The 26,961-nt window shown below is 75.6% G+C and carries 25 protein-coding genes; 8 read left to right on the forward strand and 17 right to left on the reverse strand.

What is annotated here, in order from left to right; translation table 11 throughout:
- Positions 1-10: 10 nt before the first annotated feature.
- Complete coding sequence (locus MPTA5024_RS05810; RefSeq protein ID WP_036320533.1) at positions 11-1,597, reverse strand: FadD3 family acyl-CoA ligase; 1,587 nt, start codon at positions 1,595-1,597, stop codon at positions 11-13.
- A gap of 157 nt (positions 1,598-1,754) precedes the next feature.
- On the opposite strand from MPTA5024_RS05810, the gene MPTA5024_RS05815 reads away from it, so the two are divergent.
- Positions 1,755-2,525 carry an SDR family oxidoreductase gene (locus MPTA5024_RS05815; protein WP_036320535.1) on the forward strand — a complete coding sequence of 257 codons (771 nt, stop codon included), beginning with the start codon at positions 1,755-1,757 and terminating at the stop codon, positions 2,523-2,525.
- A 22-nt stretch (positions 2,526-2,547) separates the two neighbouring features.
- On the opposite strand, the gene MPTA5024_RS05820 is transcribed toward MPTA5024_RS05815, so the two are convergent.
- The 3 genes from MPTA5024_RS05820 to MPTA5024_RS05830 are packed head-to-tail and all read right to left on the reverse strand — an operon-like array spanning position 2,548 to position 5,605.
- A complete protein-coding gene (locus MPTA5024_RS05820) occupies positions 2,548-3,675 on the reverse strand; it encodes an acyl-CoA dehydrogenase family protein (protein ID WP_232326234.1) in 1,128 nt (375 codons plus the stop codon).
- Positions 3,672-4,832: an acyl-CoA dehydrogenase family protein gene (locus MPTA5024_RS05825; protein ID WP_036320537.1), complete on the reverse strand. Its 1,161-nt coding sequence runs from the start codon at positions 4,830-4,832 to the stop codon at positions 3,672-3,674. The genes MPTA5024_RS05820 and MPTA5024_RS05825 overlap by 4 nt, the downstream gene beginning before the upstream one ends.
- A gap of 11 nt (positions 4,833-4,843) precedes the next feature.
- Positions 4,844-5,605 carry an SDR family NAD(P)-dependent oxidoreductase gene (locus MPTA5024_RS05830; protein ID WP_036320539.1) on the reverse strand — a complete coding sequence of 254 codons (762 nt, stop codon included), beginning with the start codon at positions 5,603-5,605 and terminating at the stop codon, positions 4,844-4,846.
- 183 nt (positions 5,606-5,788) lie between these two features.
- Between MPTA5024_RS05830 and MPTA5024_RS05835 the strand changes: the two genes are divergently transcribed.
- Both MPTA5024_RS05835 and MPTA5024_RS05840 read left to right on the forward strand, forming a co-directional pair.
- Positions 5,789-7,468 (forward strand): class I adenylate-forming enzyme family protein, encoded by a 1,680-nt coding sequence (locus MPTA5024_RS05835; protein ID WP_051457742.1) that lies wholly within the window; start codon positions 5,789-5,791, stop codon positions 7,466-7,468.
- A gap of 73 nt (positions 7,469-7,541) precedes the next feature.
- A complete protein-coding gene (locus tag MPTA5024_RS05840; RefSeq protein ID WP_084369438.1) occupies positions 7,542-8,588 on the forward strand; it encodes an SDR family NAD(P)-dependent oxidoreductase in 1,047 nt (348 codons plus the stop codon).
- A gap of 3 nt (positions 8,589-8,591) precedes the next feature.
- Here MPTA5024_RS05840 and MPTA5024_RS05845 read toward each other — a convergent pair whose 3' ends face one another.
- Positions 8,592-9,209 (reverse strand): TetR/AcrR family transcriptional regulator, encoded by a 618-nt coding sequence (locus MPTA5024_RS05845; RefSeq protein WP_036320541.1) that lies wholly within the window; start codon positions 9,207-9,209, stop codon positions 8,592-8,594.
- A gap of 94 nt (positions 9,210-9,303) precedes the next feature.
- Complete coding sequence (hsaA, locus tag MPTA5024_RS05850; RefSeq protein WP_036320543.1) at positions 9,304-10,470, reverse strand: 3-hydroxy-9,10-secoandrosta-1,3,5(10)-triene-9,17-dione monooxygenase oxygenase subunit; 1,167 nt, start codon at positions 10,468-10,470, stop codon at positions 9,304-9,306.
- A gap of 213 nt (positions 10,471-10,683) precedes the next feature.
- On the opposite strand from hsaA, the gene MPTA5024_RS05855 reads away from it, so the two are divergent.
- Together MPTA5024_RS05855 and MPTA5024_RS05860 are read left to right on the forward strand one after the other, a co-directional pair.
- On the forward strand, positions 10,684-11,841 hold the full coding sequence (locus tag MPTA5024_RS05855; RefSeq protein WP_036320545.1) for a Rieske 2Fe-2S domain-containing protein: 1,158 nt from the start codon (positions 10,684-10,686) through the stop codon (positions 11,839-11,841).
- Complete coding sequence (locus tag MPTA5024_RS05860) at positions 11,838-12,107, forward strand: hypothetical protein (RefSeq protein WP_036320548.1); 270 nt, start codon at positions 11,838-11,840, stop codon at positions 12,105-12,107. Before MPTA5024_RS05855 ends, MPTA5024_RS05860 begins: the two co-directional genes overlap by 4 nt.
- A gap of 10 nt (positions 12,108-12,117) precedes the next feature.
- Here the strand turns inward: MPTA5024_RS05860 and MPTA5024_RS05865 are convergent, their stop codons facing one another.
- Genes MPTA5024_RS05865 through bphC form a run of 3 tightly spaced genes read right to left on the reverse strand, consistent with a single transcriptional unit; the run spans position 12,118 to position 15,262 of the window.
- The gene (locus tag MPTA5024_RS05865) at positions 12,118-12,867 is read right to left on the reverse strand and encodes an SDR family NAD(P)-dependent oxidoreductase (RefSeq protein ID WP_036320551.1); all 750 of its coding nucleotides are present in this window, start codon (positions 12,865-12,867) and stop codon (positions 12,118-12,120) included.
- Complete coding sequence (locus tag MPTA5024_RS05870; protein ID WP_036320553.1) at positions 12,864-14,297, reverse strand: FAD-dependent oxidoreductase; 1,434 nt, start codon at positions 14,295-14,297, stop codon at positions 12,864-12,866. Before MPTA5024_RS05870 ends, MPTA5024_RS05865 begins: the two co-directional genes overlap by 4 nt.
- Positions 14,298-14,347: 50 nt before the next feature.
- Positions 14,348-15,262, reverse strand: coding sequence for a biphenyl-2,3-diol 1,2-dioxygenase (gene bphC / locus MPTA5024_RS05875; protein WP_036320556.1), 915 nt, complete (start codon positions 15,260-15,262; stop codon positions 14,348-14,350).
- Positions 15,263-15,474: 212 nt separating this feature from the next.
- Here bphC and MPTA5024_RS05880 point away from each other — a divergent pair, with 212 nt between their 5' ends.
- Together MPTA5024_RS05880 and MPTA5024_RS05885 are read left to right on the forward strand one after the other, a co-directional pair.
- Positions 15,475-16,614 carry a sensor histidine kinase gene (locus MPTA5024_RS05880; RefSeq protein ID WP_036320558.1) on the forward strand — a complete coding sequence of 380 codons (1,140 nt, stop codon included), beginning with the start codon at positions 15,475-15,477 and terminating at the stop codon, positions 16,612-16,614.
- Positions 16,611-17,273, forward strand: a complete 663-nt coding sequence (locus MPTA5024_RS05885) for a response regulator (RefSeq protein WP_036320560.1) — start codon at positions 16,611-16,613, stop codon at positions 17,271-17,273. Before MPTA5024_RS05880 ends, MPTA5024_RS05885 begins: the two co-directional genes overlap by 4 nt.
- Here the strand turns inward: MPTA5024_RS05885 and MPTA5024_RS05890 are convergent.
- Complete coding sequence (locus MPTA5024_RS05890) at positions 17,257-17,931, reverse strand: DUF2306 domain-containing protein (RefSeq protein WP_084369439.1); 675 nt, start codon at positions 17,929-17,931, stop codon at positions 17,257-17,259. The two genes, MPTA5024_RS05885 and MPTA5024_RS05890, sit on opposite strands and share 17 nt — an antisense overlap.
- 163 nt (positions 17,932-18,094) lie before the next feature.
- Between MPTA5024_RS05890 and MPTA5024_RS05895 the strand changes: the two genes are divergently transcribed.
- A complete protein-coding gene (locus MPTA5024_RS05895; RefSeq protein ID WP_036320562.1) occupies positions 18,095-19,099 on the forward strand; it encodes an NAD(P)-dependent alcohol dehydrogenase in 1,005 nt (334 codons plus the stop codon).
- A gap of 27 nt (positions 19,100-19,126) precedes the next feature.
- Here the strand turns inward: MPTA5024_RS05895 and MPTA5024_RS05900 are convergent, their stop codons facing one another.
- From MPTA5024_RS05900 to MPTA5024_RS05930, 7 genes are all read right to left on the reverse strand, one after another.
- Positions 19,127-20,311, reverse strand: coding sequence for an acyl-CoA dehydrogenase family protein (locus MPTA5024_RS05900; RefSeq protein WP_036320565.1), 1,185 nt, complete (start codon positions 20,309-20,311; stop codon positions 19,127-19,129).
- Positions 20,312-20,319: 8 nt separating this feature from the next.
- Positions 20,320-21,339 (reverse strand): 4-hydroxy-2-oxovalerate aldolase, encoded by a 1,020-nt coding sequence (gene dmpG / locus MPTA5024_RS05905; protein WP_036320567.1) that lies wholly within the window; start codon positions 21,337-21,339, stop codon positions 20,320-20,322.
- A gap of 14 nt (positions 21,340-21,353) precedes the next feature.
- A complete protein-coding gene (locus tag MPTA5024_RS05910) occupies positions 21,354-22,253 on the reverse strand; it encodes an acetaldehyde dehydrogenase (acetylating) (RefSeq protein WP_036320569.1) in 900 nt (299 codons plus the stop codon).
- Positions 22,254-22,264: 11 nt separating this feature from the next.
- Positions 22,265-23,062 (reverse strand): 2-keto-4-pentenoate hydratase, encoded by a 798-nt coding sequence (locus MPTA5024_RS05915; RefSeq protein ID WP_036320570.1) that lies wholly within the window; start codon positions 23,060-23,062, stop codon positions 22,265-22,267.
- Positions 23,063-23,154: 92 nt separating this feature from the next.
- A complete protein-coding gene (locus tag MPTA5024_RS05920; protein WP_036320572.1) occupies positions 23,155-24,183 on the reverse strand; it encodes a ferredoxin--NADP reductase in 1,029 nt (342 codons plus the stop codon).
- A 21-nt stretch (positions 24,184-24,204) separates the two neighbouring features.
- Positions 24,205-25,887, reverse strand: coding sequence for an FAD-binding protein (locus MPTA5024_RS05925; protein WP_036320574.1), 1,683 nt, complete (start codon positions 25,885-25,887; stop codon positions 24,205-24,207).
- Entirely contained in the window at positions 25,884-26,753 is an 870-nt protein-coding gene (locus MPTA5024_RS05930) for an alpha/beta fold hydrolase (protein WP_036320576.1), read from the reverse strand. Before MPTA5024_RS05930 ends, MPTA5024_RS05925 begins: the two co-directional genes overlap by 4 nt.
- Between the last annotated feature and the right edge of the window lie 208 nt (positions 26,754-26,961).

Raw genomic sequence — 26,961 nt, forward strand, 5'->3', positions numbered from 1 at the left:
CGGCGGGCGGTCAGGGGAGACGGGACCGGACGACCTTGCCGGCCGCGTTGCGGGGCAGGTCGGCGACGAAGACGACCTCGCGGGGCACCTTGAAGCCGGCGAGCCTGCTCCGGCAGTGCGCGATGAGGTCCTCGGGCGTCGCCGCGGCGCCGGGGCGGGCCCGCACGTAGGCCCGTCCCACCTCGCCGAGCCGCCGGTCGGGGATCCCCACCACGACGGCCTCGGCGACCGCCTCGTGCCCGGCGAGCACGTGCTCCACCTCCGCCGGGTACACGTTGAACCCGCCGACGGTGAACATGTCGGTGGACCTGCCGGTCACGGTGAGGTGGCCGCGCGCGTCGAGGCGGCCGCGGTCGCCGGTGGCGAGCCAGCCGTCCCGCACGGCCGCGGCCGTCGCCTCCTCATCGCCGAGATAGCCCTTCATGACGTTGTGGCCGCGGACGAGGATCTCTCCGTCCTCCCCCGGCGGGACCGGCTCGCCACGGCCGTCGACCACGGCGACCTCCACGCCGTCGATCGGGCGTCCTGAGGTGGCGGCCACGGTCGCGTCGTCGTCCCCCACCGAGCAGGACGTGACCGTCCCGCAGGCCTCCGTCAGCCCGTACGCCGTGACGACCTGCGGGAACAGCTCAAACCGCAGGCGCCGGACGAGCTCGATCGGCACGACGGCGGCGCCGGTCACCGCGAGCCGCAGCGAGGACAGGTCGTGACGGTCGCGGCCGGGCGCGTCGAGCAGGGAGACGTAGACCGTGGGCGGCCCGGGCAGGACGGTGATCCTCTCGGCCTCGACGAGCCGCATCGTCTCACCCGCGTCGAACACCTTCTGCAGGACCATCGTGGCCCCGCGCAGCAGGCAGGCGAGGATGCCCGCCTTGTAGCCGAAGCAGTGGAAGAACGGGTTGACCACGAGGTAGCGGTCGCCGCGGCGCAGGCCGGTCCGGTCGCACCACGCCTCGTAGGTCCGCACGTCCTGCGCGTGGGTGCACATCACCCCCTTCGACCTGCCGGTCGTGCCCGAGGTGAACAGCACGTCGGCCACGTCGTCCCCGGTCACCGAGCTCCATCGGGAGCGCGCCTCGTCCTCCGGCACGGCGTGCACGCCCTCCAGGAACCGGGTCCAGCCGATCACCCCCGGGCCCTCCGCCTCGTCGTACGTGATGACCGTCCGGAGGGCCGGCAGTCCCGGCACCCCGGGCGCCTGGGCGGACTCCTCCCCGGTCCCGGCGCCGAGCATCGCCAGGTAGCCGTTGCCGAGGAAGCCGTCCTCGACGAACAGCACGCCCGCCCCGCTCCGGGCGAGGGGCCACCGGGCCTCGTCCCCCTTGTACCGGGTGTTGAGCGGCACCAGCACCGCCCCCGCGCCGAGGGCGCCGAGCGCGGTCAGCACCCAGCGGACGCCGTTCGGCGCCCAGATCGCGACCGGGTCCCCCCGCCCGACGCCGAGGGCGGCGAAGGCCCGCGCCACCGTGCGGACCCGGTCCCGCAGCTCGCCGAAGGTCAGCCGTACCGGCCCGTCCACGACGGCCTCGACGTGGGGGAAGTCGCGCGCGGCGCGGTCCAGGGCGGCCGGAATCGTCGGTGCGTCGATCTCGCTCATCGCTGCCTGCCTGCGGCCGGGGGTGCGTGACGGTCCGGCCATCGTGCCGCCGTACGGCGGCCGGGCGCCGGGGCGGGTCCCGGTCATCGGTACGGCGCGCCCGGCGCCGGGCCGCCGGCCCCTACCCTCCCTGGGGCCGGCCGTCGGAGGGAGCGGGATGGGCATCGACCTCACCGGGCGCGCGGCGCTCGTCACCGGGGGCACCCGGGGCATCGGGTTCGCGATCGCCGAGCGGCTCCTCGCGGCGGGCGCCGAGGTGGTGGTCGGCGGACGGACCGAGCCGGCCGCGCTCCCGAGCGCGGGCGGCAGGACGGCCGGGTTCGTCGCGGCCGACATCCGGGACGCGGCCGCGGCGGCCGGGCTGGTGGAGGCGGCGGCCGCCCGTCTCGGACGGCTCGACGTGCTGGTGAACAACGCGGGCGGGTCCCCTTCCGCCGACGCGGCGGCCGTCTCCCCGCGGTTCGTCGCGAGGATCGTCGACCTCAACCTGCTGGCGCCCTTCTACGTGGCCCAGCCGGCCAACAGGATCATGCAGGCTCAGGAGGGCGGCGGCTCGATCGTCAACATCGGCAGCGTCGCCGCCCACGATCCGCAACCGGGCGTCGCCGCCTACTCCGCCGCCAAGGCGGGGCTGCTCGCGCTGACCCGGGCGCTGGCCCTGGAGTGGGCGCCCCGGGTGCGGGTCAACCACATCACGACCGGCCTCGTCCTCACCGAGGCGGCGGCGGGCGTGTACGGCGAGGACGGCGGCGCCGCGGTCGCCGGGGTCGTCCCCCTGGGCCGGCTCGCCGCTCCCGGCGACGTGGCGGACGCGTGCCTGTTCCTCGCGAGCGACCTCGCGTCGTACGTCACGGGCGCGGACCTGGCCGTGCACGGCGGGGGCGAGGTGCCGGCCCGCTACCTGGTGACGCGCCCGCCACCGGGCTGACGGGGCTCACCGGCCGGCCCCCTCACGGGCGATGGCCGTGAGCGGTCCGCGCGCGGGCGGCGAGCACGGCGCCGAGGCGGTCGAGCCCGGCGGCGGCCCCGCCGAGGGTGCCGGCGATCTGCCTGCCCCACAGCAGGTGGCGGTGCACGGGGTGGGAGACGTCGACCCCCGAGCCGCCGTGGAGGTGCTGCACGCGGTGCACCACGCCGGGCCCGGCCTCGTCGGCCCACCATTTCGCCACGAGGACGGCCGCGTCCGCGTCCCCCTCCTCGATCGCGCACACGGCCTGCCACAGGCACGCCCGCAGGGCCTCGATCTCGATGAAGCAGTCCGCGACCTGGTGCCGCACGGCCTGGAACGCCCCCAGCGGACGGCCGAACTGCACCCGCTCGCGCACGTGGGCGACCGCGTGGTCCAGCGCGCCCTCGGCCACCCCGAGCTGGAGCGCCGCCAGCGCGACCGACGCGACCTCCAGGGTCCGGGCGAGCGCCTCCCCTCCCGGGACGCCGACCGCGGAGGCCGGAGCCCCGGACAGGACGAGGGTGCCCGCCAGGTCGCGGGTCGTGGTCTCGGCCCGCTCCCACGCCGCGCCCTCCGCGCCCGACGCGACCAGAAAGAGCCCGGGGCCCGCCTCCGTACGGGCCGAGACCAGCACGTGGCCGGCCCCGGACGGCGCCGGGACGACGGCCTTGGTCCCGGTGAGCCGCCACCGGCCGCCGTCGTGCTCGGCGCGGCAGGCGGGCGAGCCCGGGTCGTCCGGGCCGAACTCCTCCAGCGCCACGGTAAGCCGCGACGAGCCGTCCGCGAGGGCGGGCAGCAGGCCGCGCCGCTGCTCCTCGTCGCCGTGGCCGGCCACCGCGAGCGCCCCCACGACGGCGGGCCACACCGGCACCGGCGCGACCCGGCGTCCCTGCTCCTCCAGCAGCACGCACAGGCCGGCCGGGCCGAGCCCGGCGCCGCCGTGCCGTCCGGGGAGCGCGACGCCGAGCAGGCCCGTCCTGCCCAGGTCGGCCCACAGGCCGGCGTCGATCCGGTCCGCGGAGGCGTCCACCGCGTCGAGCCGTTCCGGCCGGGTGTGGCCGGCGAAGACCTTCCGGGCCAGGTCGCGCACCGCCTCCAGCTCCTCGCCGAGCGTGAAGTCCACGGTCACCTGTCCGTCCGGGGCAGGCCGAGCCCCTGGGTGGCGATCATGTCGCGGAGGACCTCGTTCACCCCGCCGCCGAACGTGTTCACGACGCCCTGCCGGGACAGCTGCTCGAGCTGCCCGCCCAGCACGGCCCCCGGGGACTCGGGGCGGATCCGCCCGGCGGCCCCGAGCACGCCGGTCAGGACCCTCTGCACGTGGATGTGCGTCTCGGTGCCGTACACCTTGGCAGCGGCGGCGCCGGCGCCGGTCAGCTCGCCGCGGGCGGCCGCGCCGGCCATCTTCCAGTTGAGCAGCCGCATGGCCTCCAGCCGGACGTGGCAGAGGGCGAGCTCGCGCCGGACCCAGGGCAGGTCGAGCCGGCCGTCGGCGACGGCCCAGTCGAGCACGCCCTCCCACAGCTCGATCATGCGGCCGCCGAGCGCCGCGAGGCCGACGCGCTCGTGGTTGAGCTGGGTGGTGATGAGCCGCCAGCCGCCGTTCACCTCGCCGACCACGTCGCGGGCGGGCACGCGCACGCCGCTGTAGTACGTGGCGGTCACGACCGTGCCGCCCACCGTCCTGATGGGGCTCCAGGAGAAGCCGGAAGCGCCTGTGGAGACGATGAGGATCGAGATGCCGCGGTGCCTCGGGGCACCGGGGTCGGTCCGGCAGGCGAGCCAGACGAAGTCGGCGGTGTTCGCGCCGCTCGTGAAGATCTTCGCGCCGTCGACCACGAACTCGTCCCCCTCCCGTACGGCGCGGGTGGTCAGGGACGCCAGGTCGGTGCCCGCGCCGGGCTCGGTGTAGCCGATCGCGAAGACGATCTCCCCGGCGAGGATCCCGGGCAGGAACCGTCGCCTCTGCTCCTCGGTGCCGTGGCTCATCAGCGTCGGGCCGACGGTGTTGACGGTGACGAACGGGAACGGCAGGCCGGCCCGCTGCACCTCGTCGAAGAACACGTACTGGTCCTCCAGGGAGCGTCCCCGGCCGCCGTACTCGACCGGCCACCCGAGCCCGAGCCAGCCGTCCGCGCCGAGCCTGCGGACGATCTCCCGGAACCGGTCGCCGCCCACCCCCGCCTCGCCCGCCCGCCGCCGCTCCTCCTCGGGGAGCAGGTCCGCGAAGTACGCGCGGAGCTCGACGCGCAGGCGCCGCTGGTCCGGGGTCTCCCGCAGGTCCACGTCGCCTCCGCTCAGCCGAAGTTCGCCTGGCCGCCGTCGAGCGGGACGGTGGCGCCGGTCAGGTACCTCAGATCGGGGCCGACCAGCGCGACCACGGCCCGCCCGATGTCCTCCTCGCAGTCGCCGACGTACCCGAGGGGGATCGTCCTGCGGAACTCCTCGGCCCGCGCCGGGTCGGCCTCGGCCCATCGCCTGAGCGACGGCGACAGCGCGTGGGGGGCGACGCAGTTGGCCCGGATGCCGTCCCGGCCCCACTCCGCCGCCGCCGTCCGGGTCAGCGAGCGCAGCGCCTGCTTCGCCGCGGCGTAGGCGCCGTACGTGCTGGGGTCCCAGCGGACCATGGCCGAGGTCACGAGGTTGACGATGCTGCCGCCGCCCCGGGCCTTCATGTGCGGGTGACAGGCCTTCATGAACGCGAACGCCGCGAACGGGCCGCTGAGGAAGCCCCGGCGGAAGTCGGCGTCGCTCATCGACAGCAGCGGCCCGAACGCCCCGGAGTAGGCGTTGTTGACCAGCACGTCCACGCCGCCGAGCCGGGCCGCGACCTCCTCGACCACGGCGGGCACCGCGTCGGTGTCGGCGACGTCGCACAGGAACGGCTCGGCCCGGCCGCCCCGGTCGCGGATCATGCCGCACGTGGCCTCCAGCTTCCGCATGGTGCGGCCGAGGACGGCGACGTCCGCGCCCTCGGCGGCGAGGGCGAGCGCGATGCCCTGCCCCACGCCCTGGCCTGCGCCGGTCACGATCGCGGCCTTCGAGGCGAGCGTTCCCATCGGTCTCCCCTGGCGAGCGGTGCGGTGACGGCCATGATCGGCACGGGGGGCGTGACGCGGAAGGGGCGTCCCGCTCACCGGGAGCCCGCGGCCGGCGGAGGCGGTCCCGATCACCGGGAGACGCACGCCGCGCGGCGGGCGTCGCGGCCGAGAATGGCCCCCGGTGGAGACGGGAGGGGCGCGATGGCCACGTCCACGGATCCGGCGGCGACGGCGGCCGCTGTGATGGCCCGCCTGACCGGGCCCGGCGGGGAGTTCGAGATCGCCGAGGAGGACGTGCTCGGCGCGCGGACGCCCGTCTTCCGGCGCCGCCGCCACCGGAACCTGGGCGAGATCCTGGCCCGGTCCGCCGCGTACGGCGAGCGCGACTACGTCGTCACGGCGTCCGAGCGGCTCAGCTTCGCCGGGCACGCCGCGCTGGTCGCGTCGCTCGCGGCGGCCCTGCGCGACGACTTCGGGGTGCGGCCCGGCGACCGCGTGGCCGTCAACGCGGCCAACTCCCCCGGGTGGATCGCCGCGTTCTGGGCGGCGGTGGCGGCGGGCGCGGTGGCGGTCGGATACAACGCCTGGTGGTCCCGGCGCGAGGTCGGGTACGCGCTCGGCCACACGACGCCCGCGGTCGTCGTGGCCGACGCCGAACGGGCGGAGCGGTCGTCCGGCGCCGCGCGGGTCCTCACGATCGAGGAGGACCTGCCGCGCCTGGCCCGGCGGCACGAGGGGGCGCCGCTGCGGGTGCACGACGCCGGGGAGGACGACCCCGCCGTCATCCTCTACACGAGCGGGACGTCCGGACGGCCGAAGGGGGCGGTCCACTCCCACCGCAACCTCACGTCGGTCGTGGAGTACCACCGGCTGAACGACGCGCTCGCCCGCGGCCTGGGCGACCCGCTGGAGCCGGCCGGCCGCCGCCACCTTCTGGCGCTGCCGCTGTTCCACATCGCGGGCCTGCACAACCTCGCCGTCCCCCGCCTGGCCACCGGCGGCGCCGTCGTCATGCACCAGGGCGCCTTCGACGTGGACGCGGTGCTGGGCCTGATCGAGCGCGAGCGGGTGACGAACTGGGGCGCCGTGCCCACCATGGCCCACCGCCTGGTCGAGCGCGGCGACCTGTCGTCGTACGACCTGTCGTCACTGACCGCGTTCTCGCTGGCGTCGGCGCCGTCCTCGCCCGCGTTCAAGGAGCGGCTGCGGCGGGCGCTCCCGGCCGCCCGTCGTGCGCTCGTGGACAGCTACGGCCTGACCGAGTCGTGCACGGGCATCACGGTGGCCTCTCCGGCCGACCTCGCCGAGGCTCCGGACAGCGTCGGCCGGCCGATCCCGGCCGTTCGGGTGGAGATCCGCGATCCCGAGGGCAGGGCGCTGCCGCCGGGCGAGGAGGGCGAGATCTGCGCCCGCGGCCCGTACACGATGCTCGGCTACTGGGACGACCCCGAGGCCTCGGCCCGGGCCCTCGACGCCGGCCGGTGGCTGCGCACCGGCGACATCGGGACGCTCGACGGGCAGGGGCGGCTGCGGCTGACCAGCCGCAGGACCGACCTCATCCTGCGCGGCGGCGAGAACGTCTACCCGGCCGAGGTGGAGGCCGTGCTGGCCGAGCACCGGGGCGTGCTGGAGTGCGCGGTCGTCGGCGTCCCCCATCCCGACCTCGGCCAGGAGGTCGCCGCGGTGGTGGTGACCGCCCCCGGCCGCCCGGTCGGCGAGGGCGACCTGCGGGCGCACGCCGCGGAGGCGCTCGCGTACTACAAGGTCCCGTCGCGGTGGCGCCTCACGACCGAGCCGCTGCCCCGCAACGCGACCGGCAAGGTGGTGCGTCCCGAGGTGCTGCGGGCGCTGGGCGACCCCGCTCACCGGGACACGCGCTGATCCGGACGGGCCACCCGTACTAGTTTCACCGATCCGGACCATGATCCGGACCATGGGAGCGGGGAGCGAGCCGATGAGCGGACACACCGGCCTGGACGGCAGGGCGGCGATCGTGACCGGCGCGGGCGGCGGCATCGGCCGCGCCGAGGCGCTGGCGCTCGCCGCCAGCGGCGCGGGCGTCGTCGTGAACGACGTGGGCCCGGCGGCGGGCGAGGTCGCGGCCGAGATCGGGAAGCTGGGCGGCACGGCGGTCGCCGTCACCGGGGACGTCGGCGACTGGACCACCGGCGACCTGCTCGTCCGGGCCGCCGTCGACACGTTCGGCCGGCTCGACGTCGTGGTGAACAACGCGGGCGTGCTGCGCGACCGGATGGTGTTCAACCTGGGCGAGGACGACTGGGACACGGTCGTCCGGGTCCACCTCAAGGGACACGCGGCGCTGTCCCGCGCCGCCACGGCGTACTGGCGGGGCGCGAGCAAGGCCGCCGGCGGGCCCGTCTACGGCCGGATCGTCAACACGTCGTCCGAGGCGTTCCTGTTCGGCTCGCCCGGCCAGCCCAACTACGCCGCGGCCAAGGCGGGGATCGTCGCGCTGACGCTCGCGACCGCCCAGAGCACCGCGAAGTACGGCGTGACGGCCAACGCCATCTGCCCGCGGGCGCGCACGGCCATGACGGCCCGCGTGTTCGGCGAGAGCCCCGCGTCCGGCGGCTCCCCCGGGTCCACCGGCGGCACCGAGGGCTCCTCCGGCGGCTCCTCCGGGGGGCTCGACGCCCTCGCCCCGGAACGGGTCGCCACGTTCGTGAGCTACCTCGCCTCCCCCGCCTCGGCCCGGATCACCGGCCAGGTGTTCGTCGTGTACGCCGACCTGGTGGCGCTGATGGCCGCGCCCGCCGTGGAGCGGACCTTCCGGGCGGAGGGCGGGGCGTTCGACGTCGCGGAGATCGACGCGCTGCTCACGCCGTACTTCGGCGGGCGCGACCCCCGGCGCGGGTACGCGGCGCACGCGGTGGCCGCCCTCGACACGACCGGCGTGCCCAACGCCGCCCTCGACGTCACGGGCGTGCCCGGCGCCGCCCTCGACGTCACGGGCGTGCCCGGCGCCGCGCAGGACGGGTGAGCCTCAGCCGGGGACGGCGTTCGAGCGGGGCGCGAGCAGGAGGCGGCACGCCGTGCGGATGTCGTGCTCGGCGTCCTCGATCGGGACCCGGCCGTTCAGGCTCGACTGCAGCAGGCCGTACCAGCACTGCAGGAGCAGCCGCACGAGGGTCAGGTCCTGCGCGGTGGGGGTCTCGATGCCGAGCGTGTCGAGGACGATGCCGCTGAAGGTGGCGTCGATCCTGATCGCGTCGGCCACCGCCGCGGCGTGGGCCGCGCTCATCGACTGGATCATGGCGACGGCCAGCGCGGGGCGGCGCACCAGCTCGCGGCTGGCCCGCACCATCAGGTCGGAGACCGCGTCCTCGGGAGCGGTGCCGGGCCGCGGGCGGGGCGCGCCCTCCCTGAACCTGTCGATCTGCTCGGCCATCACCGCCGTGAACAGGTGGATCTTCGAGGGGAAGTAGCGGTAGAGCGTGGCGATGGCCACACCGGCCTCCTTGGCCACGTCGTGCATCTGGACCCGCTCGAGCCCCTTCTCGGCCCCCATGCGCGCGGCGGCCCTGAGGATGCGCAGGTGCCGGGCCCGCTGCTCCGGCGAGCTGGGCTCGGCCGGCGACCTCGCCTCGGCGATTCTCGGCACTGTCCCCCCTGGTCGTTGCGCGTCTCCACGACGATACACACGGGCCCGGGGCGGCCCGCGAGGCCCGATACCGGTGGCCGGGACCACGTCCGGCTCACACGAGGTTGTCCTCGACCGTCAGGCCGAACTCGCCCCTGCCGTACATCGCGAGGGCCCGCTCGACGTCGTTGGCGACGTGCACGCTGCCCGCGTGCGCGTCCCGCCAGGCCCGTTCGATCGGGTTGCCCCGGCTCAGCGAGTTGCCCCCGGCCGTCTTGAAGAGGATGTCGATGGCCGAAAGGGCCCGCTCGGTCCCGCGCACCTGGTCGCGGCGCACCCGCAGCCGCAGCTCCATCGGGATCCGGTCGCCCCGTACGGCGTGCTCGTACACCTCGCGGACGTTGCGGTCGGTCTGCAGGATCGCCGCGTCGATCTCGGAGGCCGCCCGGGCCACCGCCACCTGCGCGAACTGGTCCTCCGCGAACCGGCCGCCGCCGAGGCTGAGCCGTACGCGCTCGCGCATGGCGGAGATGTACGACCGGTAGCACCCGGCCACCGCCCCGATCACGGGGGCGGTGATGGCCGTCGTGAAGACCGTCGCGAACGGCATCCGGTAGAGCGGGCCCGGGTTGACCTTCTGGCCGGGGCCACGCAGATGGGCCTGGTCGTAGTTGCGCACGACCCGGTGGTCCGGCACGAACGCGCGCTCGACGACGATGTCGTTGCTGGCCGTGCCGCGCAGGCCGATGACGTCCCAGACGTCCTCGATGCGGTAGTCGGCGCGCGGGACGAGCACCGTCATGAAGTCCACCGGGCGGCCCCTGGCGCCGACGACGAGGGCGCCCACCAGCGCCCACGACGCGTGCTCGCAGCCGGAGGAGAACCGCCACCGGCCCGACAGCTCCCAGCCCCCCTCGGCCGGGGCCAGCCGTCCCGCCGGGGCGTAGGAGGACGAGACGAGCGCGCCGGGGTCGCCGCCCCAGACCTCGTCCTGGGCCTCCTCCGCGAACAGCGCGACGTGCCAGGGGTGCACGCCGAGCACCGACGCCACCCAGCCGGTCGAGCCGCAGACGCCGGAGATCTCCCGCACGGCCTCGAAGAACGCCACGGGCTCGCTCTCCGCGCCGCCGTACCTCTTGGGCTGGAGCATCCGGAAGACCCCCGCGGCGGCGAGCTCCCCGATCGACTCGGCGGGCACCCGGGCGCTCTCGTCGGCGAGCGCGGCCCGCTCCGCGATGGCGGGCAGCAGCCTCCGGACGCGCTCCAGGACGTCGTCGCTCATCGTGGGGCCGCTCCGTTCCTCGGGTCCTCGGGTCCTCGGGGGTGCGCCTCCCGGGGGCCGGCGGTCGCCGCTCCCCCGCCCGGGACCGATGGTGCGCCGGCAGGGCCGGCCGCCGCCGGGGACATCCCGGCCACCGGGACTCGCGGTCCCCGGCCGGGCCGACCCGCCTACCGTTGCGCCGGAGGGAACGCGCCTGCGAAGGGACGGGTCGAGGTGACTGCGGTCGATGCGGAGCGCGGCGGAGTCCGCGCCATCGAGGCGGAGGCGGCGCCCACGCGGTTCGCCCGGGGGTGGCACTGCCTGGGGCTGTCGGAGCGGTTCCGGGACGGCCGCCCGCACGCGGTCGACGCCTTCGGGCAGCGGCTGGTGGTGTTCGAGAGCGGCGACGGCCGGCTCAACGTCCTCGACGCCTACTGCCGCCACATGGGCGGCAACCTCGCCGAGGGCACGGTCAAGGGCGACGAGATCGCCTGCCCCTTCCACGACTGGCGGTGGGGCGGCGACGGCCGCTGCAAGAAGATCCCGTACGCGCGCCGGGTCCCGCTGCGGGCCCGTACGGCGTCGTGGACGACCCTCGACCAGGACGGCCTGCTCCTGGTGTGGAACGACCCCGAGGGCAACCCGCCGCCGCCGGAGGTGGCGATCCCCCGGATCGAGGGCGCCACCCGCGACGACTGGACCGACTGGGTGTGGGGTGAGACCGTCGTCCACGCCAACTGCCGCGAGGTCATCGACAACGTGGTCGACATGGCGCACTTCTTCTACGTGCACTACTCGTTCCCGACGTACTTCAAGAACATCTTCGAGGGGCACGTGGCGACGCAGGTGATGCGGGGCGTGCGGCGGCCCGACGTCCGGCCGCCGAAGGCCGGGGAGGGCGGCCGGGTCATGACGGGCAACTCGTCCGTCGCCTCCTACCACGGGCCGTCCTTCATGATCGACGACCTGACGTACCACTACGACACGATGGACGTCGAGTGCGTGCTGATCAACTGCCACTACCCGGTCGACGCGAACTCGTTCGTGCTGCAGTCCGGCATCATCGTGAGGCGCGGGGAGGGCATGGAGGGCACGGCGGCGGACGAGACGGCCGCCAAGCTCGCCAACTTCATCGCGATGGGCTTCGAGCAGGACGTGCGGATCTGGAAGAGCAAGACCCGCATCGACAACCCGCTGCTGTGCGAGGAGGACGGCCCGGTCTACCAGCTGCGCCGCTGGTACGAGCAGTTCTACGTCGACGTGGCGGACGTCCGGCCCGAGATGGTGGAGCGGTTCGAGTTCGAGCTGGACACGTCCCGGACGACCGAGGCGTGGCAGGCCGAGGTCGAGGCGAACATCGCCCGCAGGGCGGCCGGAGGCCGGCCGGCATGACGGTCCGGAGGGACGAGCGCCTGGTCGACGGGCCCGGCATGCGCCCCGTGCGCTGCGACCGGTGCGGCGCGGGCGTCGAGGCGCGCAAGGCGAGCTGGCAGCAGACCAGCGTGCAGTGGACCGCCGCCGCCGCGGCCGCCTGCGCCGAGCGCCGCGCGGCGCTCGGCGACGGCCAGGACAGCGGGCTGTTCCTCGGCTGCGAGGCCCTGCGCGCGTCGATCACACGGGCGGCGCTCGACGGCGCCCTCGTGGTCCCCGACCCCTGACGGGCCGGCGTCAGCTGTGCGAGCCGCCGTCGACGCGCAGCTCGACGCCGTTCAGGTACGCCCCGTCTGACGAGGCGGCGAAGGCGATCGCCCCGGCCACGTCCTCCGGCCTGCCCTGCGCGCCCCACAGCGGGTGGATGCGGGCGAACCACCGGACGTCGATGCCGGCGAAGGTCTGCCTGTCGCGGGTGAGCGGCGTCGCGACGCCGCCGGGCGAGACCGGGACGACCCGGATGCGGCGCGGCGCGAGCTCGGCGGCCAGGCTGATCGAGAACGCCAGCAGCGCGCCCTTCGACGCGGCGTAGCCCGTCATGCCGGGGTGCGCCCGGGTCGCGGCCGTGGAGGTGACGTTCACGATCACCCCGGTGCCCTCCGGGATGTGCGGCAGCAGCTCGCGCACCAGCGTGACGGGGGCGAACAGGTTGACCGCGAGCAGGTCGCGGTAGTCGTCGAGCCGGAGCGTGGCGACCGGGGTGGTCCGCAGGAACCCCGCCACGTTGACCAGGGCGTCGATCCGGCCGAGCGCGGCGACGGCGGCCGCCGCGGCCCCGGCCGCGCCCTCCTCCGACGACAGGTCGGCGACGTGCGCGAGGAGGCGCTTGGGGTCGTCCACGATCTCGCCGGTCGCGGCCAGCCCGGCCTCGTCCCTGTCCACGGCGAACACCGTGGCCCCCTCGGCCACCAGCCGCGCCGCCGTCGCCCGGCCGATGCCCGACCCGGCGCCGGTCACCAGCGCCCGCTTGTCCTCGAAACGGTTCATCGGCCCTCCACTGCCGCCGCCCGGCCGGCTCTCCGGCCGAAGAACGTGCCGTCGCCCAGCGACGTCCCGCTGACGTACCCCTCACCGTGCAGCCCGGCCGCGGTCCGGCCCGCGGCGTACAGCCCGCCGATCGGCCGCCCGGAGTGGCGCAGGACGGCGCCGTCCGGGGTGGTGCGCAGCCCGCCCAGGGTGAAGCCGGACACCCCGGTCCCCCGGCCGGCCGACCAGAACCCGTCCCGGGGGTCCAGGGCGGCGAACGGCGGCGCCAGCGGCCTGAGCCACCGGGCGTCCTTGTGGAAGAGGGGGTCCTCGCCGCGCGCGGCGTGCCGGTTGTACAGCTCGACGGTGGCGGCGAGCGCCCCCGCCGGCATGCCGAGGGCGGACTCCAGCTCGGCGACCGTCCCGGCGACGTGACGGGGGCGGACGCCCCAGCGCTCGGGCTCGGGGACGGCCTCGTAGCCCTCCTCGTCCACGATCGCCCACAGCGGCGCGGGCTGCCGCAGCACGGCCGCGGCGCTCAGCAGGCCGGGGTACACGTCCTCGTTGAGGAACCGCTGGCCGGCGGCGTTGACCAGCATGCCGCGCACGACGACGCCGGGCACCACGGCCAGCGCGACCTCGACGGACGACATGCGCCGGGTGGCCGCCCCGAGGGCCGCCGCCATCCGGATGCCGCCGCCGTCGTCGCCGCCCGACGTCAGCCGGGCGTGACCGAGCAGCGCGGGGGCGTGCTGCTCCAGCATCTCGTCGGAGTCGGCGAAGCCGCCTGTTGCGAGCACGACCCCGCGGCGGGCGCGGTAGGCCACCCGCTCGCCGTACCGGGTGGCCAGGACGCCGGTCACCCGGCCGCCGCCGTCCAGCACCAGGTTCACGGCCTTCGTGCCGGTGTGGCAGGTCGCGCCCGCCGACGTCGCGGCGGCCACGAGGGCGTCCATGAGCAGCCGCCCGGCGAAGCCCGGCGCGGGCGGGCGGTGGCCGCGCGGCGCCGGGCGGGCGAGGGTGCGGTACGGCCAGGCGTTCTCCCCCAGCCACATCAGCCCGTCGTCGGTCGGCGGCATCCAGCAGGGCTCGCCGTACAGCCGCTCGGTGAACGTCACGCCCCGGTCGGTCAACCAGCGGAAGTGCTCCAGGCTGCCGTCGCAGTACAGGCGCAGCTTCTCCTCGTCGGCGTGGGGGCCGAGCGCGGCCCGCAGGTAGGCGAACATGTCGTCCGGCGTGTCGTCGAAGCCGCACGCCTTCTGCACGGAGGTGCCGCCGCCGAGGTAGATCTCTCCGCCGGACAGCGCGGACGTGCCGCCGGGGGCGTCCGCCCGCTCCAGCACGATCACGCGGGCTCCGGAGGCCGCCGCCTCGTACGCCGCCGCCGCGCCGGCGCATCCGAAGCCCACGACGAGCACGTCGCACTCGTGGTCGAACCGCCGGGGGGCCACGACCGGCTCACCCGGGGGGACGTCCGCCGGCGGGGTGGGAGGGCCGGCGGTCACGGGCGCGGGGAGAACGCGGCCAGCGGCTCGGAGCCGGACCAGTCGTGACCCCAGTAGCTGTCGCTGGTGATCTCCTCGGCCGTGTAGTAGGCCTCGTCGACGAGGGCGCCGTCGGTGCCGTACTCGACGTCCCAGCCGCCGGGGGCGCGGACGTAGAAGGACACCATCTTGTCGTTGGTGTGCCGTCCGAGCGTCGAGGAGATCGAGAACCCCAGGTCGCGGACCCGGTCGTAGGCCATGCCCACGGCGTCCAGGGTGTCGACCTCCACCATCAGGTGCACCAGGCCCGGGTCCCCGCCCCGGGGGGCCGGGCAGATGGCCAGGCTGTGGTGGCGGCGGTTCACGCCGAGGAAGCGCACGCGCGGCGCCCGTCCCCGGCCGGCCGCGGGCCGGAACGCGCCGCGCGGCAGGAACCCCAGCACCTCGGTGTAGAAGGCCACGGTCTCGTCGATCGCGGGGGCGGGCAGGACGACGTGGCCCATCCCCTGGACGCCCGTGACGAACCGCTGCCCCCTGCCGGTCAGGACCGGGCGGTGGTCGAGGACGGGCCCGAAGAAGACCTCGACCGGGGTGCCGGCGGGGTCGGCGAAGGCGATGACCTGCTCGGCGTCGCGCTCGGCGGCCTCGGCCTCCGACAGCACCTTCACCGGCGTGCCCGACGCCTCGACCGTGCGGCCGACGGCGGCAAGGGCGAACTGGTCGCGGACCTCCCAGCCCACGGCGAGCACCCGGTCCGCGTCGCCGGGCAGCACGGCGAGCCGGGCCCGCCGCTCGTCCATGCGCAGGTAGAGGCCGTCCGGGTCGGGTCCCGATCCCTCGGCGAACCCGAGCCCGTCGAGGACGAGGTCGCGCCAGCGGGGGAGGTCGCTCGTCTGGATCTTCAGGTAGCCGAGGCCGCGGATCTGCGTCACAGTCGTCCGTCCCATCTTCCGCCCGCCGAGAACGGTCGCACGGGCGCGGAGGCGGGCGCCCGCGGTCTCCCGCTCAGTGAGAGTCCCGCGCGGCCTCTGGGGGACGCCCGCGCCCTCGTAAAGGCGACGGCTTCGGCGGGACGCCCGCGCTCTCGCCTCGGCGCCGGTGATCGAGGGGCGTCACGGGGACGGGGGTTTCGTACCATCGTGTCGTGCCGGGCCTTCTTCGCTCCATGTGGAACGAGCCGCCTCCCCCGCACCCGCCGCGGCGGGTGTGGCGTGACTGGGCGCTCGTGGGCGTTCTCGTGCCGCTCGCGATCCTCGAAGGGGTCCTGCGGCCGGATCTCCCCTGGCGGACGGTCTCGACGGCCGTGACCGCCGCGCTCGTGCCCATGCTGCTGTGGCGCCGGACGCGGCCCCTGCCCATGGTCGCGATCTGCTTCGTCGTCACCGGCCTCGTCCCGCTCCTGCTGGGCGGCGGCCCGCTCGGCAACTACACCCTCGCGTTCCTGCTGCTCCTGCCGTACGCGTTGTTCCGCTGGGGGTCGGGGCGCGACGTGGTGACGGGGACGGCGCTCATGCTCGCCGCGGTCTGCCTGTCGGTGACCGTCGACCACGCCACCGCCGGCGACGTAATTGGCCCGTTCGCCGTGCTGTTCGCGTCCACCGCCCTCGGCGGGGCGTTCCGGTACCGGGCCGGGGAGCGGATGCGCGAGCTCGACCGGATCAAGCTGCTCGAACGGGAGCAGCTCGCCCGCGACCTGCACGACACGGTCGCCCACCACGTGTCGGCCATGGCCGTGCGCGCGCAGGCGGGCCTCGCCATGTCGGCGTCCCGGCCGGACTCGGCGGTGGAGGCGCTGCGGGTGATCGAGGCGGAGGCCGCGCGCGCCCTCGACGAGATGCGCGCCATGGTCCGCGTGCTGCGCAGGAACGAGCCCGCGGAGCTGACGCCCGGCCGGCAGATCGCCGACCTCGGGGAGCTGGCGAACGACGGCCGCTCCGGCCCGCCGGTCGACGTGGAGATCGCGGGCGACCTCGACCGGCTGCCTCCGGCGGTCGGCGCGGCGGTCTACCGCATCGCCCAGGAGTCGGTCACCAACGCGATCCGGCACGCGCGGCACGCCACCCGCATCGAGGTCCGGGTCAGCGCAGGCGAGAGGTCGGTGCGGCTGCGCGTGAGCGACGACGGGGACGGCGGCCTCATCCGCCCGGCCGGGGCGCCGGGGTACGGCATCGCCGGCATGGTCGAACGCGCCGGGCTGCTGGGCGGCACCTGCGTGGCCGGTCCGGACCCGCAGCGGGGGTGGACGGTGAGCGCCGAGCTGCCGCTGACCGGGGGCGCCTCATGACCGTCCGGGTGCTCGTCGCCGACGACCAGGAGATCGTCCGCACCGGGCTCGCGATGATCCTCGACGCCCAGCCGGACATCGAGGTCGTGGGCCAGGCCCCCGACGGGCGGCGGGCGGTGGAGCTCGCCCGCCGGCTGCGGCCCGACGTCTGCCTGTTCGACATCCGCATGCCCGGTCTCGACGGCATCGAGGCCACCCGGCTCCTCGCGGGGCCCGGCGTGCCCGACCCCCTCGCCGTGGTCGTCATCACGACCTTCGACCTCGACGAGTACGTCTACGCCGCGCTGCGGGCGGGCGCCCGGGGCTTCCTGCTCAAGAACGCCGGGGCGCAGATGCTCTCCCAGGCCGTCCACGCCGCGGCCGAGGGCGACGCGCTCATCGCGCCCAGCGTCACCGCGCGGCTGCTCGGGGCCTTCGCCCGCACCGGACCGGCCGCGCCCCCGGCCCACCCCGTGGAGGCGCTGACGTACCGGGAGGAGGAGATCCTGCTCACCGTCGCCCGCGGGCGGACCAACAGCGAGATCGCCGACGAGCTGCACATCTCGCTGAGCACGGTCAAGACCCACATCGCGAGCCTCATGGCCAAGCTCGGCGCCCGCAACCGGGTCGAGATCGCGATGTGGGCCTACGAGACCAACCGCGTCAGGGCCTCCGGATGACCCACTCCGCCACGGCGAGGTTGAGAATCCAGGCGGCGGCCATGAGGAACGCCCGGGTGGTCTCGCCGGGCAGGCCGGCGACGAGGATCCAGGGCAGCTGGGTGAGCGCCTGCGTGCCCGCCCCCTGCCCGATCGCGTAGCCGCGCATCATCCACGCGCGGTGCCGCCGGACGTCCCGCCGCAGGATCGCGACGAGGCCGAGGACGATCGACGCGGCCATGGCCGTGCCGAACACGAGCCGGAACACCTCGGTCAGGTCGCCGTCGCCCACCGGGCGGGGATAGTAGACGGCCATCCACAGGCCGCTCAGCGCCGCCGTGAGCCCGCACGGCACCAGGACCCGCCCGGCGACGCGGTGCCACCCCGGCCTGCGGCGGCGGAAGCCGGGCGCGAACTGGAAGGCGCCCGCCACGGTGTAGAGGGAGGCGCCGACGATGTGCAGCACCACGGGCAGCGGCACGGCGAAGAACCGCGCGTTCTCCGGCGTGACGGCGGCGCCGCCGGCGAGCTGGGTCAGGCGGAAGGCGCCGGCCGCGACGGGCACGGCGCCGAGCGCGATCAGCGCGGCGGGCACGAACCGGGCTCGGGAGCCCTTCGGGTGCGGCGGGACGGGCCGCCGCGTTCGGGGGAGGCGCCGCACGGCGCTCTCGTCGGTCATGCCCCGATCGTGGCGCGCGGCCCGGCCCCGGCTCATCGGGAAGAGGGCCGGACCCGCACCGGCCGATCGACCGGCAAACGGGCGTACTTTCGGCCGATGAGCCCGCGGGTCCCCCCTTCTACGCTCCTGCTCCATCGGCCCCCACCGGATCGGGAGGAACGTGATGAAGGCGTTCGTCTTGCGCTCGTACGGCTCACCGGAGGTCCTGGAGCTCAGGGAGGTGCCCATGCCCGTGCCCCGTCGTGACGAGGTCCTGGTCCGGGTGCGCGCCACCTCCGTCCAGCCCTACGACTGGCACCTCATGCGCGGGCAGCCGTACGTCGCGCGGCTTATGGGCGACCCCGCCGGCGTGCGCGCGCCGCGGCGCCGCGTCCTGGGCGCCGACGTCGCCGGGCAGGTGGAGGAGGTCGGCACGGACGTGACGAGGTACCGGCCCGGCGACGAGGTGTACGCCATGCCGAAGCAGGGCGGCTTCGGCGAGTACGTGTGCGTCCCGGAGAGCGAGCTGGCGCGCAAGCCGCGGAACCTCTCGTTCGAGGAGGCGGCCGCGGTCCCGCTGGCGGCGAACACCGCCCTGCTGGCCCTGCGCGACCGGGGGCGGATCGAGGCGGGCCAGAGCGTGCTCGTCGACGGGGCGTCGGGAGGCGTCGGCACGTTCGCCGTCCAGCTCGCCAAGGCGTTCGGCGCCAAGGTCACCGGCGTGTGCAGCGGACGCAACGCGGACCTGGTCCGGTCGATCGGCGCGGACGAGGTCGTCGACTACACCCGCGAGGACGTCACCGCGTCCGGGCGGCGGCACGACCTGCTGATCGACATCTGGGGCGGCCGCTCCCTGCGGACGTGCCGGCGGGCGCTGGTCCGCGGGGGGACGCACGTCCTGGTCGGCGGGCCGGGCGGCCGGTGGCTGCAGCCCGTCGGCCGCATCGCCGCGGCGCTCGCCACCGCGCCGTTCGCGTCCTGCAGGACGGTGACGGCGAACGTGGTCGGCTGCGCGGAGAACGGGCGCAACCTCGCCACGTTGACCGGGCTCATCGAGGACGGCCTGGTCAGGCCGATCGTCGACCGGTGCCATCGGTTCGAGGAGATCCCGGAGGCCGTGCGGTACCAGGAGGAGGGCCGGTCCCGCGGCAAGGTCGTCGTCACCGTCTGGGACGGCACGCTCCCCTAGCCGCGGCGACGGCCGGACCGGCGGGCGTCAGATCATGGCGCGTCCGGCGCCGGGCGGCGGGTCCATCCCGAGCTGTGCGGACGCGGCGATGTGGAACACCGCGCCGGGCACGTGGATGGCGTGCGCGAGCCCCATGTGGGCGTCCCGCCAGAACCGCTGGATGGGGTTGGCGGACCGCATCGCGTTGCCGCCCGACCGGGCCATGATCTCGTCGACCGCCCGGACCGCCCGCCAGGCGGCCCGCACCTGTGTGCGGCGGCCCACGGCCCGCTCCTCGAACGTGACCTCCCGCCCGGCCGCCACCGCGTCGTACATGCGGCAGGCGTTGTCGAGCAGCGCCGCCCGCGCCGCGCCGATCTCGGCGGCCGCCTCGCTGATCGCGTACAGCGCGTACGGGTCGTCCGCGGCCCGGGTGCCGGTGATCTGCACCCGGTCGCGCTGGTAGGCCAGGTGGTGCGCGAGGGCGCCCTCGGCGATGCCGACGACGGCCGCGGTGATGCCGAGGGGGAAGGCGCAGGAGAACGGCACGTGGTAGAGCGGGTTGGTGAGGCCCGCCTCCCGCGCGGCCGTCCCGTCGGCGACCTTCGCGAACGGGATGACCCGGTAGCCGGGGACGAACGCCCTCGCGACCACGATGTCCTTGCTGCCCGTGCCGCGCAGGCCGACCACGTCCCAGGAGTCCTCCACGATCTCGTAGTCGGACCTCGGGAGGATCAGGTGCAGGGAGGTCGCCGGCTGGACCGGCCGCCCCTCGGCGTCGCCGAGCAGGCCGCCGAGGAAGATCCAGTCGCAGTGGTCGGTCCCGGACGAGAACTGCCAGCGGCCGGTGAGGACGTAGCCCCCGTCGACCGGCCGGGCCACGCCCATCGGCGCGTACGGCGAGGCGACCCAGGTGTCCCGGCTGCCGCCCCAGACCTCCTCCCGGACCCGGGGGTCGGCGAACGCCATCTCCCACGGGTGCACCCCGACGATGCCGGCGACCCACCCGGTCGAGCCGTCCAGGGCGGCCAGGGCCATGACGGCCTCGGCGAACTCCCGGGGGTGGGCCTCGAAGCCGCCGTACGCCGCGGGCTGCAGCAGCCGGACGGCCCCCGACTCCCGCAGAACCTTGGCCGCCTGGTCGTCGAGCCGGCCGAGCGTCTCGTTCACCGGCCCGAGCGCGCGGATCTCCTCCGCCCGCCTGCCGATCGCGTCGAGCACCTCGTGCGCCATGGGCGCCGTCACCTCCCCGCCAGTTCGACGGCGATCTCGATGAGCTGGTCCTCCTGGCCGCCGACGAGCTTGCGCCGCCCGGCCTCGACGAGGATCTCGACGCCGGACACGCCGTACCTGGCGGCCTGCCGCTCGGCGTGCCGGAGGAAGCTGGAGTAGACGCCCGCGTAGCCCATGGTGAGGGCCATGCGGTCGAGCAGGCACTCGCCGTCCATGATCGGGCGGACCACGTCCTCGGCGGCGTCGATGATCTTCACGACGTCGATGCCGGTGCGGATGCCGAGCCGGTCGGCGACCGCGGCGAACGCCTCGACGGGGGTGTTGCCCGCCCCCGCGCCGAACCGGCGGGTCGAGCCGTCGATCTGCAGGGCGCCGGCCCGGACCGCGATGACGGAGTTGGCCACGCCGAGCCCGAGGTTCTCGTGGCCGTGGAAGCCGACCTGGGCGTCGCCGCCGAGTTCGGCCACGAGCGCGGCGACCCGGTCGGCGACCTGGTCCATGACGAGCGCGCCCGCCGAGTCGACGACGTACACGCACTGGCACCCGGCGTCGGCCATGATCCGGGCCTGCCGGGCGAGGGCCTCGGGCGGGCTGCTGTGGGCCATCATGAGGAACCCGACGGTCTCCAGGCCGAGGTCCCGGGCCAGCCCGAAGTGCTGGACCGCGATGTCCGCCTCGGTGCAGTGGGTGGCGATCCGGCAGACGGACGCGCCGTTCCCGGCGGCCTCCCGGATGTCGTCCCGCACGCCGACGCCGGGGAGCATGAGGAAGGCGATCCTCGCCCGCTTCGCGGTCTCGACGGCCGTCCTGATGAGGGTCTGCTCGGGTGTGCGGCTGAAGCCGTACGTGAACGACGAGCCGCCGAGCCCGTCGCCGTGGGCGACCTCGACGACGGGGACGCCGGCGTCGTCGAGGGCGGCGACGACGGCCCGCACGTCCTCGGCGGTGAAGCGGTGCCGCTTGGCGTGCGACCCGTCCCGCAGGGAGGAGTCGGTGACCCGTACGTCGAGGCCGGCGCTGTGGGGCATGGGCAGGTCTCCTGTCATCGGGCGGCGAGCAGGCGGCGGGCGAAGCCCTCGCCGACCCGGGCGGCGGCGGCCGTCATGATGTCGAGGTTGCCCGCGTACGGCGGCAGGAAGTCGCCGGCCCCCTCGACCTCCAGCAGCACGGCCACGCGGGCCGCGCCGCCGGTCGCGGCCGACGGCTCGTCGAACTGGGGCTCGGCGCGCAGCCGGTAGCCCGGCACGTACGCCGCGACGGCGGCGGCCACCTCCTTGATCGAGGCCGCGACCGCCGCCCGGTCGGCGTCCGCGGGGATCGAGCAGAACACGGTGTCCCGCATGATCATGGGCGGCTCCGCCGGGTTGAGGATGATGATGGCCTTGCCCCGGCCCGCTCCCCCGACCGTCTCCAGGCCGCGGCTCGTGGTGAGGGTGAACTCGTCGATGTTGGCCCGCGTCCCCGGGCCCGCCGACGGCGAGGCGACGCTGGCGACGATCTCGGCGTACGCGACCTCGGTCACCCGGGAGACGGCGTGCACCATCGGGATCGTGGCCTGTCCGCCGCAGCTGACGAGGCTGACGTTCGGCTCGTCGAGGTGGGCGCCGAGGTTGACCGCGGGCACGACCGGCGGCCCGAGCGCGGCCGGGGTGAGGTCGACGGCCCGGATGCCGAGCGCGGCGTAACGCGGCGCGTTCTCCCGGTGCACCCGCGCCGAGGTGGCCTCGAAGACGATGTCGGGACGCTCGTCCAGCCCGAGCAGCCAGTCGACGCCCCCGGCGGAGACGGCCAGCCCGGCGGCCGCGGCCCGGGCGAGTCCCGGGCTCTCGGGGTCGGCCCCGGCCATCCAGCGCGGCTCGACGAGGTCGGAGCGCAGCAGTTTGCACATCAGGTCGGTGCCGATGTTCCCCGAGCCGACGATGGCCGCGGTCGCCTTGCCCACCTGTGGTCCCCTCACTCGAAACGCGCGGTCACGGAGCCGAGCCCGGCGAACTCGGCGTGGAAGACGTCCCCCGGGCGGACGTCCACCGCCCGGGTGCAGGACCCGGGGAGGATCAGGTGCCCGGCCTCCAGCTTCACGCCGAACGCCGCCACCTTCCCGGCGAGCCAGGCCACCGCGGTCGTCGGGTTCCCCAGCACCGCGCTGGTGTTCCCCCGGGCGGCCTCCTCGCCGTTGCGGCGCAGGACGGCCTCGATGCCGGCGAGGTCGAGGGCGTCCGGCCGCACGCGGGCCGCGCCGAGGACGACGCCCGCCGACGACGCGTTGTCGGCGATCGTGTCGGCGAGGGCGATCCGCCAGTCCCTGATCCGGCTGTCGATCAGCTCGATGCTCGGCACGACGTACTCGGTGGCGGCGAGCACGTCCGCCTCGGTGCAGCCTTCGCCGGGCAGGCTCGCCCCGAGGACGTAGCCGACCTCCACCTCGACGCGGGGGTGGCAGTACGCGGCCGCCGGGACGGGCACGTCCTCCCGCAGCAGCATCGTGTCGAGCAGGTGGCCGTAGTCGGGCTCGTCCACGCCCATCATCCGCTGCATGACGGGGGACGACAGGCCGACCTTGTGCCCCAGCACCCGGGCGCCCGCGGCGAGGCGGCGCCGGATGTTGATGAGCTGGATCTCGTACGCCTCGCCGGCGCCGAGGCCGGGCTCGGCCGCGGTCAGCGGCTCGATCGGCGCGCGGTCGCGCTCGGCGGCCCGCAGCCGGCCGGCCGCCTCCTCCAGCACGGCCGCCCGCCGCGCCTCCTCCAGCATCCGGACCTCCTCCGTTCGGCTCCACGCTCCCAGTGGCCCCGGCCCCGCGCGCCGGGCCTCCCGCTGAGTGGGAGCCGTCCGCGCAGGCGGGGTCAGCCGTCGTAGGTGACCCTGACCCGCTCGCTGACCGGGAGCGCCTGGCAGGCGAGCAGCAGGCCGTCGGCCACGTCCCGCCGGTCGAGCACCTGGTTGTGCTCCATCGCCGCCTCGCCCTCGACGAGCACGCAGGCGCACGCCGCGCAGGAGCCCTCGCGGCAGGAGTACGGCGCGTCCAGCCCGGCCGCGAGGAGCACGTCGAGGAGGCGCCGGTTCCTGGGCCAGGGAAGGGTCGTGGTCTCGCCGTCGAGCACCACCTCGACCTCGGCCGCTGCGGCGGACCCCCCGTCCGGCTCCTCGTCCGGCTCCTCCCCGGGCGGCGCGGCGAACGGGTCGCCCTCCAGCGTGGTGAACCGCTCCAGGCGCACGCGCGGCGCGCCGAGCCCGGCGAGCACCCCGCTCGCGAGGTCCGTGAACGGCTCCGGGCCGCAGACGAACGCCTCGCGGCCGGCGTACGGGCGGGCCAGCGCCGCCAGGCCCGCCGCGCTCGGCAACCCCTGCACCGACTCCAGCCAGTGGACCACGCTCAGCCGCTCCCCGTGCCGGCCGGCCAGGGCCGCCAGCTCGTCGCGGAAGATGACCGAGCGCTCGTCGCGGTTGGCGTACACGAGCACCAGCGAGCCCGTCCCCGCCGCGAGGCACGACTTCACGATCGACATGACCGGGGTGATGCCGCTGCCCGCGGCGAGCAGCAGGAGGTCCGCGTCGAGCGAGCCCGGCGTGAAGGCGCCCGCGGGCCGCAGGACCTCCAGCACATCTCCCTCCGCCACGGTGTCGCACAGCCAGCTCGACCCGGGCCCCGCGCGCTTCACCGTCACCTTCATCGGCTCGTCGCAGTGCGGTGAGCTGCTGAGGGAGTAGCAGCGCGCGAGGCCGGGGCCGAGGGGCACGCGGAGGGTGAGGAACTGGCCCGGCCGGTAGCGGAACGCCTCCCGGTCGCCGGCCGCGGGTTCGAGCACGAACGAGCGGGCGTCCGCCGTCTCGGCGACCACGCCGGCGACGCGCACCTTGTACGGACCCCGCACGGCCGCCTCCCGGGACGCCGGTCAGGCCGGCCGCTCGGCTGCCCGCTCCCGGGCCCGCGCCGCCGCGTGGCGGGCGGCGACGTACCCGAAGACGATGGACGGCCCGATGGTCGCGCCGGGACCGGCGTACTCGTTGCCCATGACCGACGCCGAGGTGTTCCCGGTGGCGTAAAGGCCCTCGATCGCCGAGCCGTCGGCGCGCAGGACGCGGCTGTGCTCGTCGCAGACGAGGCCTCCCTTGGTGCCGAGGTCGCCGACCTCCAGCCGGAAGGCGTGGAACGGCGGGCGGTCGATGACGTCGAGGTTGGGGTTCGGCAGCGTGGGATCGCCGTAGTAGCGGTCGTACGCGCTGTCGCCCCGGCCGAAGTCCTCGTCGCGGCCGGCCCGGGCGAAGCCGTTGAACCGCTCGACCGTCTCCTCCAGCGCCGCCGGCGGGACGCCGATCAGGGCGGCCAGCTCCGCGAGCGTGTCCGCGCGGAAGGCGAGCCCCGCGGCGTAGAACTCGTCCGGCACGGGCGCGCCGGGCAGGATCCGCGCGAACGGGTAGCGGGCGCGCGCCTTGGCGTCCATGACGACCCAGGCCGGCACGTGGCCGCCCGCGAGCTGGTCGTGCACGAAGTTCACGTACGGCGACGACTCGTTGGCGAACCTCCTGCCGTCCCCGGACACGATGATCGACGGCGGGATGCACCGCTCAGACACGAGCGGGATGGTGGCTCCCGCGGGGTGCCGGACGGCGGGCATCCACCAGGCGTCGTCCATCAGGTCGAGGGCGGCGCCGGCCCGTTCGCCCGCGAGGATGCCGTCGCCGGTGTTCTCCCGCGCGCCCATGCTGAAGTCTGCCCGCCCGCCCTCCGGCAGGTGGGCGGCCCGCAGCGCCGGGTTGTGGTCGAAGCCCCCGGTGGCGAGCAGCACCCCGTGCCTGCCGCGGATCCGCAGCGTCCGCCCCTCGCGCTCGGCGAAGACGCCGCGCACCCGCCCGTCGGCGTCGAGGACGAGGTCGGTCATGGCGGTGCGCAGCCACACCGGGACGCCGGCGTCCCTGAGCGCCATCCGCAGCCGGGCGACCAGCGCCCGGCCCCCCGTGGACATGTGGCGGCGTCGGACGAGGTTGGACGAGACCCGCCACGCCGACACGACGGTGGCCCAGCGGCCCCGCCAGGTGCGCCTGGCCATCGCCAGGTCGTGGTAGTCCTTGGCCGTGATCCACAGGCCGAGCGGGCCCGCCATGCCGTTCGGGCGCTGGTGGCGCTCGTCCGGGCCCAGCGCCCGGGTGTCGAACGGCGCCGCCTCGATCGAGCGGCCCATCGGGCTGCCGCCCTCCAGCTCCGGGTGGTAGTCGGGGTAGCCCTTCGTCCAGAGGAAGCGCATCCACCTGCTGCGGCACAGCAGTTCCATCGCGGCGGGGCCGTTGTCCACGAACGCGTCGAGCCGCGCGGCGGGCACCCGGCCGCCGGTGATCAGGTCGAGGTAGCGCCTCACCTCCCGCGGGTCGTCGTGGACCCCGCTCGCGCGCAGCGCCGGGTTGCCGGGGATCCAGATCCCGCCGCCCGAGATGGCGGTGCTGCCGCCGAACCTCTTGCCCTTCTCCAGCACGACCGCCGTGAGGCCCGCGTCGGCCGCGGTGAGCGCCGCCGCCATGCCGCCGCCCCCGCTTCCCACCACGACGAAGTCGAACTCCTCGTCCCACGGGGTCTCCGTCATGCCGGGTCCTTCCTGGTCAGGAACGCGAGCACGACGCTCTCCCAGGCGGCCCTCTGCTCGATCATCACCCAGTGCCCGCAGTCGGGGAACACGTGCAGCTCGGCGCCGGGGATCGTGCGCATCGGCACGATGGCCATGTCGAGCGGGCTGACCCGGTCGTCGCGGCCCCACGTGATCAGCGTCGGCGCCTGGATCCGGTGCAGCGTCGCCCAGTACGGCGACCGGTCCGAGGCAGCCGCGGCGGCGGCCCGGGCGGCGACCGCGGCCCTGCCGTACATCCTGCGGGCGCTCGCGAGGGCGGCCTCGTCGGTGGCCTGGGCCCAGCGCTCCTCGACGAGCTCCTCGGTGACGAGGGCCGGGTCGTACACCATGGAGTGGAGCCACCGGACGAGCGCCTCCCGGCTGGGCCGCTCGGCGAACTCCGTCAGCAATGTGATCCCCTCGCCCGGCGAGGGGCTGAAGAGGCCGACCCCGATCCCGCCGACCGTGACCAGCCGCCGGACCCGCTCCGGATGGGCGGCCGCCACCTGGGCGGCCACGATGCCGCCCATCGAGTTGCCGACCACGTCCACCTGGTGGAGCCCGAGCCCGTCGAGGAGGCGGAGCACGGCTGCGGGGGCCGCGGCCATCGGGTGGCCGTCCACCGGGTCGCTCACCCCGAACCCCGGGAACTCCAGGATCAGGCAGCGGAAGCGCTCGGCGAAGGCGGGCAGGTTGCCGCCGAAGTTGCGCCAGCCGGTGACGCCGGGCCCGGAGCCGTGCAGGAACAGCAGCGGGGGGCCGTCGCCCGCCTCGTGGTAGCGCAGCACGCCTTCGCCGGTCGCGAGCTCGCGCGCCGTCGAGTCGTGCGTGGGCCGCGTCGTCATCGTCCGCCCCCGTCCTGAAGGAGTGCCGGCTCGTCGGACCGTAGTCAAGGGGCGGGCCGGGCGGCGGCGGCCTCCCGATCAGCGGGACGCGCCCACACACCGGCGCCCACTCAAGGGCCCACGCAACGGCCCACGCAACGGCCCACTCAACGGGACCGGGCGGGCCGGGCCGCCCCCCGGGCGCCTAGCGTCGGAGGCCGGTCGCGGG

The organism is Microbispora sp. ATCC PTA-5024 (assembly GCF_000511135.2).
Lineage (GTDB): Bacteria > Actinomycetota > Actinomycetes > Streptosporangiales > Streptosporangiaceae > Microbispora > Microbispora corallina.

Bases quoted from the DNA above. Each gene is read 5' to 3' on its own strand.
- MPTA5024_RS05810 (WP_036320533.1), bottom strand. From the start codon at position 1,597: ATGAGCGAGATCGACGCACCGACGATTCCGGCCGCCCTGGACCGCGCC.
- MPTA5024_RS05815 (WP_036320535.1), top strand. From the start codon at position 1,755: ATGGGCATCGACCTCACCGGGCGCGCGGCGCTCGTCACCGGGGGCACC.
- MPTA5024_RS05830 (WP_036320539.1), bottom strand. From the start codon at position 5,605: ATGGGAACGCTCGCCTCGAAGGCCGCGATCGTGACCGGCGCAGGCCAG.
- MPTA5024_RS05835 (WP_051457742.1), top strand. From the start codon at position 5,789: ATGGCCACGTCCACGGATCCGGCGGCGACGGCGGCCGCTGTGATGGCC.
- MPTA5024_RS05840 (WP_084369438.1), top strand. From the start codon at position 7,542: ATGAGCGGACACACCGGCCTGGACGGCAGGGCGGCGATCGTGACCGGC.
- hsaA (WP_036320543.1), bottom strand. From the start codon at position 10,470: ATGAGCGACGACGTCCTGGAGCGCGTCCGGAGGCTGCTGCCCGCCATC.
- MPTA5024_RS05860 (WP_036320548.1), top strand. From the start codon at position 11,838: ATGACGGTCCGGAGGGACGAGCGCCTGGTCGACGGGCCCGGCATGCGC.
- MPTA5024_RS05865 (WP_036320551.1), bottom strand. From the start codon at position 12,867: ATGAACCGTTTCGAGGACAAGCGGGCGCTGGTGACCGGCGCCGGGTCG.
- MPTA5024_RS05885 (WP_036320560.1), top strand. From the start codon at position 16,611: ATGACCGTCCGGGTGCTCGTCGCCGACGACCAGGAGATCGTCCGCACC.
- MPTA5024_RS05890 (WP_084369439.1), bottom strand. From the start codon at position 17,931: ATGACCGACGAGAGCGCCGTGCGGCGCCTCCCCCGAACGCGGCGGCCC.
- MPTA5024_RS05895 (WP_036320562.1), top strand. From the start codon at position 18,095: ATGAAGGCGTTCGTCTTGCGCTCGTACGGCTCACCGGAGGTCCTGGAG.
- MPTA5024_RS05900 (WP_036320565.1), bottom strand. From the start codon at position 20,311: ATGGCGCACGAGGTGCTCGACGCGATCGGCAGGCGGGCGGAGGAGATC.
- dmpG (WP_036320567.1), bottom strand. From the start codon at position 21,339: ATGCCCCACAGCGCCGGCCTCGACGTACGGGTCACCGACTCCTCCCTG.
- MPTA5024_RS05915 (WP_036320570.1), bottom strand. From the start codon at position 23,062: ATGCTGGAGGAGGCGCGGCGGGCGGCCGTGCTGGAGGAGGCGGCCGGC.
- MPTA5024_RS05925 (WP_036320574.1), bottom strand. From the start codon at position 25,887: ATGACGGAGACCCCGTGGGACGAGGAGTTCGACTTCGTCGTGGTGGGA.
- MPTA5024_RS05930 (WP_036320576.1), bottom strand. From the start codon at position 26,753: ATGACGACGCGGCCCACGCACGACTCGACGGCGCGCGAGCTCGCGACC.